This window comes from Streptomyces sp. NPDC056503 (genome assembly GCF_042794995.1).
Lineage (GTDB): Bacteria > Actinomycetota > Actinomycetes > Streptomycetales > Streptomycetaceae > Streptomyces.
In genome coordinates this window covers 1-5,696 of the sequence record NZ_JBHTST010000234.1, presented here as the reverse complement: position 1 = coordinate 5,696, position 5,696 = coordinate 1, and the positions used below count along the sequence as shown (strand labels likewise).

At 77.2% G+C, this 5,696-nt stretch carries 5 protein-coding genes and 1 pseudogene; 3 read left to right on the top strand and 3 right to left on the bottom strand.

Features of this window, described 5'->3' with window-relative positions; translation table 11 throughout:
- Positions 1-119: 119 nt before the first annotated feature.
- Positions 120-821: an MBL fold metallo-hydrolase gene (locus ACFQ8C_RS36280; protein WP_383466127.1), complete on the top strand. Its 702-nt coding sequence runs from the start codon at positions 120-122 to the stop codon at positions 819-821.
- 187 nt (positions 822-1,008) lie between these two features.
- On the opposite strand, the gene ACFQ8C_RS36275 is transcribed toward ACFQ8C_RS36280, so the two are convergent.
- Positions 1,009-2,046, bottom strand: coding sequence for an NUDIX domain-containing protein (locus ACFQ8C_RS36275; protein ID WP_383466125.1), 1,038 nt, complete (start codon positions 2,044-2,046; stop codon positions 1,009-1,011).
- Between the two features lie 138 nt (positions 2,047-2,184).
- Here ACFQ8C_RS36275 and ACFQ8C_RS36270 point away from each other — a divergent pair, with 138 nt between their 5' ends.
- Entirely contained in the window at positions 2,185-2,385 is a 201-nt protein-coding gene (locus tag ACFQ8C_RS36270; protein ID WP_383466123.1) for a hypothetical protein, read from the top strand.
- 93 nt (positions 2,386-2,478) lie between these two features.
- Here the strand turns inward: ACFQ8C_RS36270 and ACFQ8C_RS36265 are convergent, their stop codons facing one another.
- The gene (locus ACFQ8C_RS36265; RefSeq protein ID WP_383466121.1) at positions 2,479-3,426 is read right to left on the bottom strand and encodes an ROK family protein; all 948 of its coding nucleotides are present in this window, start codon (positions 3,424-3,426) and stop codon (positions 2,479-2,481) included.
- 154 nt (positions 3,427-3,580) lie between these two features.
- On the opposite strand from ACFQ8C_RS36265, the gene ACFQ8C_RS36260 reads away from it, so the two are divergent.
- Positions 3,581-4,624: a LacI family DNA-binding transcriptional regulator gene (locus ACFQ8C_RS36260; RefSeq protein WP_383466119.1), complete on the top strand. Its 1,044-nt coding sequence runs from the start codon at positions 3,581-3,583 to the stop codon at positions 4,622-4,624.
- A gap of 13 nt (positions 4,625-4,637) precedes the next feature.
- Here the strand turns inward: ACFQ8C_RS36260 and ACFQ8C_RS36255 are convergent.
- A pseudogene (locus ACFQ8C_RS36255) lies at positions 4,638-5,696 on the bottom strand (hypothetical protein); the annotation flags it as partial.

Sequence of the window (5,696 nt, the reverse complement as noted above, 5' to 3'; positions counted from 1 at the left end):
GCCGGATCCGCTCGCTCTCCGCGACCGGCTCCGGCGGCCTTCCCTTTTCAGCGTTGGGCGAAGCTCGCCCAGAGCGTAGAAACCTCCGGCGGGCCCGTGCCCTTGCGTACGTTCGCCGTATGGAAGCTCTCAGGATCACGCCCCGGCTGCACCTGCTCGACTACTCGATCGGGCAGGCGTACCTGTGGCGGGACGACAGCGAACTGACCCTGGTGGACGCCGGCTGGGCCGGATCGGCGGACGCCACGACCGAGGCGATACGGACGGCGGGCCTCGACCCGGAGCTGCTGGCCCGCGTCGTCCTGACCCACGGCCACCGCGACCACGTGGGCGCGGCGCAGGAGCTGGCCGACCGGCACGGCGCCGAGATCGTCGCCCACCGGCTCGACGCGCCGTACGTGCGCGGCGAGCTGCCGATGCCCGCCCCCGACCTCCTGGAGTGGGAGCGTCCGATCTGGGACCACGGCCTGACCTGTCCCGAGGCGCCGCCGACCCGGGTGGACCGCGAGGTCGAGGACGGCGACGAGCTCGGCTTCGGGGACGGCGCGGTCGTGGTGCACGTCCCCGGCCACACTCCCGGGTCGATGGCGGTCCATCTCCCCCGCCACGGCGTGCTCTTCGCGGGCGACACCGTGGCCTCGGTGCAGGGGGTGACCTTCGGCGTGATGCACGTGGACCGCGCGCTCGCCCTGGAGTCGCTGCGGCGGCTGGCGGAGCTACGCCCGTCGGTGCTGTGCTGCGGGCACGGACCGGCGGTGACGGAGGACACGGCGGAGCGGCTGTCGGCGGCCGCGGCCGCCGGAGACGTCACGCTCGGGTAGGCGCCCCGTCCGACGGCGGGACGGGTCGGGGCGGACGGGCCCGGGGACGGCGCCGGGTGGACGCCCGGGGTGGCCGGCGCCGGGCGGACGCCCTCGGGGGGCGGGCCCGGGGGGACGACCTCGGGTGGGCTGACCGCCCGGGCGGACCGGCCCGGGCGTGACCCGCGTGAGCGGACCGGCCCGGGGGTCAGCCCACCGGGACGCCCGCCTCCAGGTTGAGCACGGTGCCGCGTTCCCGGGCACGCAGGGCCCAGCGGAGGCGTTCGTACCGGACGGGCGGGAGGAGGTCGGCGGCCTCCGCCTCGGTGACGAAGCGCCAGGCGCGGAGTTCGGCGCCGGGGAGCCTCAGCCGGGCGGTGTCGTGGGCGGCGAGCCTGCCGCCGTCGAAGAGGAGGCGGAGGCCGCCGTAGCCGGGCGGCTGGGGCCGTTCCCAGTCGACGAGGAGCAGCCGGGGCACGGCGTCGAGTTCGAGGCCGATCTCCTCGGCGACCTCGCGCATCCCGGCGCGGGCGGGCGGTTCGCCGGCCTCGACGACTCCGCCGGGGAACTCCCAGCCGGGCTTGTAGGTGGGGTCGACGAGCAGGAAGCGGTCCTGTTCGTCGAAGAGGAGGACGCCCGCGGCGAGGGTCTCGCGGGTCGGTTCCGGTGTCTGGACGATCCCGCAGGGCGCCGCGACGCCGCCCTGGACCGCGTCGGCGACGGCCCGGGCCGACTCGGCGACGGTGAGCGCCGAGGTGTCGACGGTGTGGGCGTCCGCGCCGAGCCAGCCGGCGACGGCCTCCCGGTAGGGCGGCACGTGGCCGTGACACCAGCGGCGGACGTCCGCGTCGACGCCCGGGTCGCCGTACTCGGCACGACCGTCGATACGCGATCGCAGGATCGTTTCCTCCGGTGCCAGGAGCACATGCCGGACGTCGATGCGACGGGCGGCGAGACCGCCGAAGATCTCGTCGCGGTACTCCTGCCGGAGCAGCGTCATCGGGACGACGAGCACCCCGCCGACCTCGGCGTGCAGCGCGGCCGCGGTGTCCACCACGAGCCGGCGCCAGATCGGCAGGTCCTGGTAGTCGTCCACCTCGGCGAGGCGCTTGTCGGGGAGGAGCCGGCGCAGCGCGGCGCCGGTCGCCTCGGGGTCGTAGAGCGTGCTGTGCGGGATCAGTCCGACCAGTTCGCGCGCGGTGCTGGACTTCCCCGCACCGAAAGCACCGTTGATCCAGACGATCACGATTCCCCCCTCATCGACGGCCCCCTGTGGCTTGCCCGCAACACCCTGCCACGAAAACCACGAACACACGTCCGGGCCGATGCGTAACGCTTCGGGGCCGGAGGTCGTTGATAACCGCGAGCACGAGGGGGTGCGGAGATGGACCGTACGGTTCTGGAACGGTTTCCCGCGGGCGGGCCGCGTGGACACTGGCCCGCCGAGGAGTACGCGGGCGCGTGCCGCGAGGAGGGAGTGCCGGCCCGGGTCGTGATGGACCTGGCGTCCGACGCCTTCCTGGTCGTGGTGGAACAGCGCGCGCCGGAGCGGGCGGAGCCCCGGGCCTCTCCCGTACGCGAGTGAGCGCGACGCCCGGTCGGCGCGACGCCCCACTCGCCCGGCGCCCGACCCACTCGACGCCCGGTCAGCGCGTCGCCCGGCCCGCCCGACGCCTGGTCAGCGTGTCGCGCGGGCCGCGGCCGCGGCGCCCAGGAGGCCGGCGTCCGTGCCGGTGGCGGCGGGGACGACGGTCAGGCCGCGGGTGAAGGAGAGCGTGGCGTAGTCGGGGAGGGCGCGGCGCAGCGGGGCGAAGAGGATCTCGCCGGCGCCGGCGACTCCCCCGCCGATCACCGCGATGTCGACCTCCACCAGGTGCGCGGTGGCGGCGATGCCGGCCGCGAGCGCGCGGGCGGCCCGCTCGAAGGCGGCGAGGGCCGCCGGGTGGCCGGCGCGCGCGGCCTCGGCGACGGCGGCGGCCGAGGCGTCGCCGCCGGGGCCCGGCCGCCAGCCCCCGTCGAGGGCGTGGCGGGCGATGTGCGGGCCGCTGGCGATCCGTTCGAGGCAGCCCCGGCCGCCGCAGGCGCAGGGGTCGCCGTCGAGGTCGACGCTGAGGTGACCGATGTGACCGGCGTTGCCGGTGGGGCCAGGGTGGAGGCGGCCGCCGAGGACGAGACCGCCGCCCACGCCGGTCGAGACGACCAGGCCGAGGGCGTCGGCGTGGCCGCGGGCGGCGCCGAGCCAGTGCTCGGCGGCGGTCATGGCGACGCCGTCGCCGACGAGGGTGACCGGCCGGTCGCCGACCCGCTCCCGGACCTGCTCGACCAGGGGGAAGTCGCGCCAGCCGGGCACGTTGACCGGGCTGACCGTGCCCCGGGCGGCGTCGACCGGCCCCGCGCTGCCGATGCCGACGGCCTCGACGGCGTCCCAGGACGGGGAGGAGGCGAGGGCGGCGAGCACCGCCCCGACCTCGCGGAACACCGTCTCCGCGGCCTCCCGCGCCGGGGTCGGCCGCTGGGCGCGGGCCAGGATCCGCCCCTCGGTGTCGACCAGCGCCCCGGCGATCTTGGTGCCGCCGATGTCGAGCGCGGCGACGGGTCCCGTGGTGGAGGTGGGGGCGGTGGGCATGGACGTAGGTTCTCACGGTGCCGTGCGGAGGCCTGGGGCCCGTACGGGAGGGTCCGGCGTGACAACGTTTCCCAGGCTCTATGCTCGGTGGGGAGGCGCATGTTCCGCCGGAGGGGCGCCCGCCGGCACCCCGACGACGGAGGATTCCCGCACCGTGGCCGAGACCACCCGCCCCGAGCCCCGCTACGGCAACCGGCCCACGATGAAGGACGTCGCCGCCCGGGCCGGCGTCGGTCTCAAGACCGTCTCACGGGTCGTCAACGCCGAGCCGGGCGTCACCCCGGAGACCGAGCGGCGGGTCCGCGAGGCCATCGACGCGCTCGGCTTCCGCCGCAACGACAGCGCGCGGGTGCTGCGGAAGGGCCGGACGGCGACCATCGGGCTCGTCCTGGAGGACCTCGCCGACCCGTTCTACGGGCAGCTCAGCCGCGCCGTGGAGGAGGTGGCGCGGGCGCACGGCACGCTGCTGATCAACGGCTCCAGCGCGGAGGACCCCGGGCGCGAGCAGGAGCTGGCCCTGACGCTCTGCGCGCGCCGGGTGGACGGGCTGATCGTGATCCCGGCCGGGGACGACCACCGCTATCTGGAACCGGAGATGCGCGCGGGCGTGGCCACGGTCTTCGCCGACCGCCCGGCCGGGCTCATCGACGCGGACGCCGTCCTCTCGGACGGCTTCGGCGGGGCCCGGGAGGGCGTGGCCCATCTCATCGCCCACGGCCACCGGAGGATCGGCTTCGTCGGCGACCGGCCGCGGATCCACACGGCGGCGGAGCGACTGCGCGGCTACCGGGCGGCGATGGAGGACGCGGGGCTGCCGGTCGACGAGCGGTGGGTGGCGCCGGGGTCCACGGACCCCGGGCGGGTGGCGGCCTCGCTCGCCGCCATGCTGTCCGGCCCCGAACCGGTGACGGCGCTCTTCGCGGGCAACAACCGGGTCACCGTCACCGCCGTCCGGGTGCTCGCCGGGCGGACCGGCGGGGAGCACCCGGTGGCCCTCGTCGGCTTCGACGACGTCGAGCTCGGCGACGTCCTGGGCGTCACGGTGATCGCCCAGGACCCGGCGGAGCTCGGCAGGACGGCCGCCCAGCAGCTCTTCCGCCGCCTCGACGGTGCCGCCGAGGCGCCCCGCCGGGTCGTCATCGGGACCCGGCTCCTCGCCCGGGGCTCGGGCGAGGTCCCGCCGCCGGCGGACCGCTGAGCCGCGGTCGCGCTCAGCAGGTCCGAAGCCCCTCCACGGGGCCGCCGGAGGCGCCTCCGCGCAGGTGGAGGACGCTGAGGTAGACGTTGGTGTTGCCGCTGTCGTCGTCGGTACGGGCGAACCAGCGGCTGCTCGTGCCTCCGTAGGACTCGCCGTGGTCGAGGTCGACCTGGCAGAAGAAGGTGTGCGGCCCGGCCCCGACCGTGCCCATCTCCCCGCCGTCGTACCGCTTCGTCGTGGCCGAGCGCACCACCTGGCAGAGGGAACCGGCTCCGGCCGCCTCGCACCCGCCGGCCGGGGCCGCCGGAGCCTCGGTGGTCGGCGCGGGCGCGGAGGTGGTGGCGCCGGCGGGCGCGGTCGTGCCGCCCGTGGAGCCGCCCGAGGAAGCGACGGGGTCGCCGCCGGTGTCCGTCGTCGCCGTCGCCCCGCCCGGACGGGTGCCGGAGCCTCCGCCCGTGCTCGGACCGGAGTCCTGGTCCGAGCCCCCGCCCGTGGTGGCGGCCGAGTCCGACGCGCCGCCGGAGTCCGGGTCCGCGCCGCCGTCGCGGGAGTCGCCTTCGGACGGGGCCGCCGAGCCTCCGGGGGCGGCCGAGGAGGCTGCCGAGCCGGGCGGCGCGGAGGTCGGCGCGGTGGCGGCGCCGGGGTCCAGGACGTGCCCGGGTTCACCGGCGCCGCCGGAGGCTCCGTCCGCGTCTCCGCCGGTGCCGCCGGTTCCGGACCGCGCGTCGGACGCCGCCGGGGAGTCGTCGCGGTCCATGAGGACGTACGTGATGCCGCCGCCGGCCAGCAGCACGGCGGCGACGGAGGCGGCGACGACCGCGTTCGCCCGGTTCCGCTTCCGTCCCCGGCCGGTGCGGCGGGCCGCCCGCCGCCCCGAGGGGGGCAGCGTGGCCGCCGCCGGGTCGGCGGCGGCCGGAGCCGTGCCGCCGTAGGGCGCGACGGGCGGCCCGAAGCCGCCGACCGGAGCGGGTCCGGAGTCCCACCCGCCCGGCGCTTCGTCCCCGGCCCCGGCTCCGGTTTCGGCGCCGGCTCCGGCTCCGGTTCCGGCTCCGGCTCCGGCTCCGACTCCGAC

Bases quoted from the DNA above. Each gene is read 5' to 3' on its own strand.
- ACFQ8C_RS36280 (WP_383466127.1), top strand. From the start codon at position 120: ATGGAAGCTCTCAGGATCACGCCCCGGCTGCACCTGCTCGACTACTCG.
- ACFQ8C_RS36265 (WP_383466121.1), bottom strand. From the start codon at position 3,426: ATGCCCACCGCCCCCACCTCCACCACGGGACCCGTCGCCGCGCTCGAC.
- ACFQ8C_RS36270 (WP_383466123.1), top strand. From the start codon at position 2,185: ATGGACCGTACGGTTCTGGAACGGTTTCCCGCGGGCGGGCCGCGTGGA.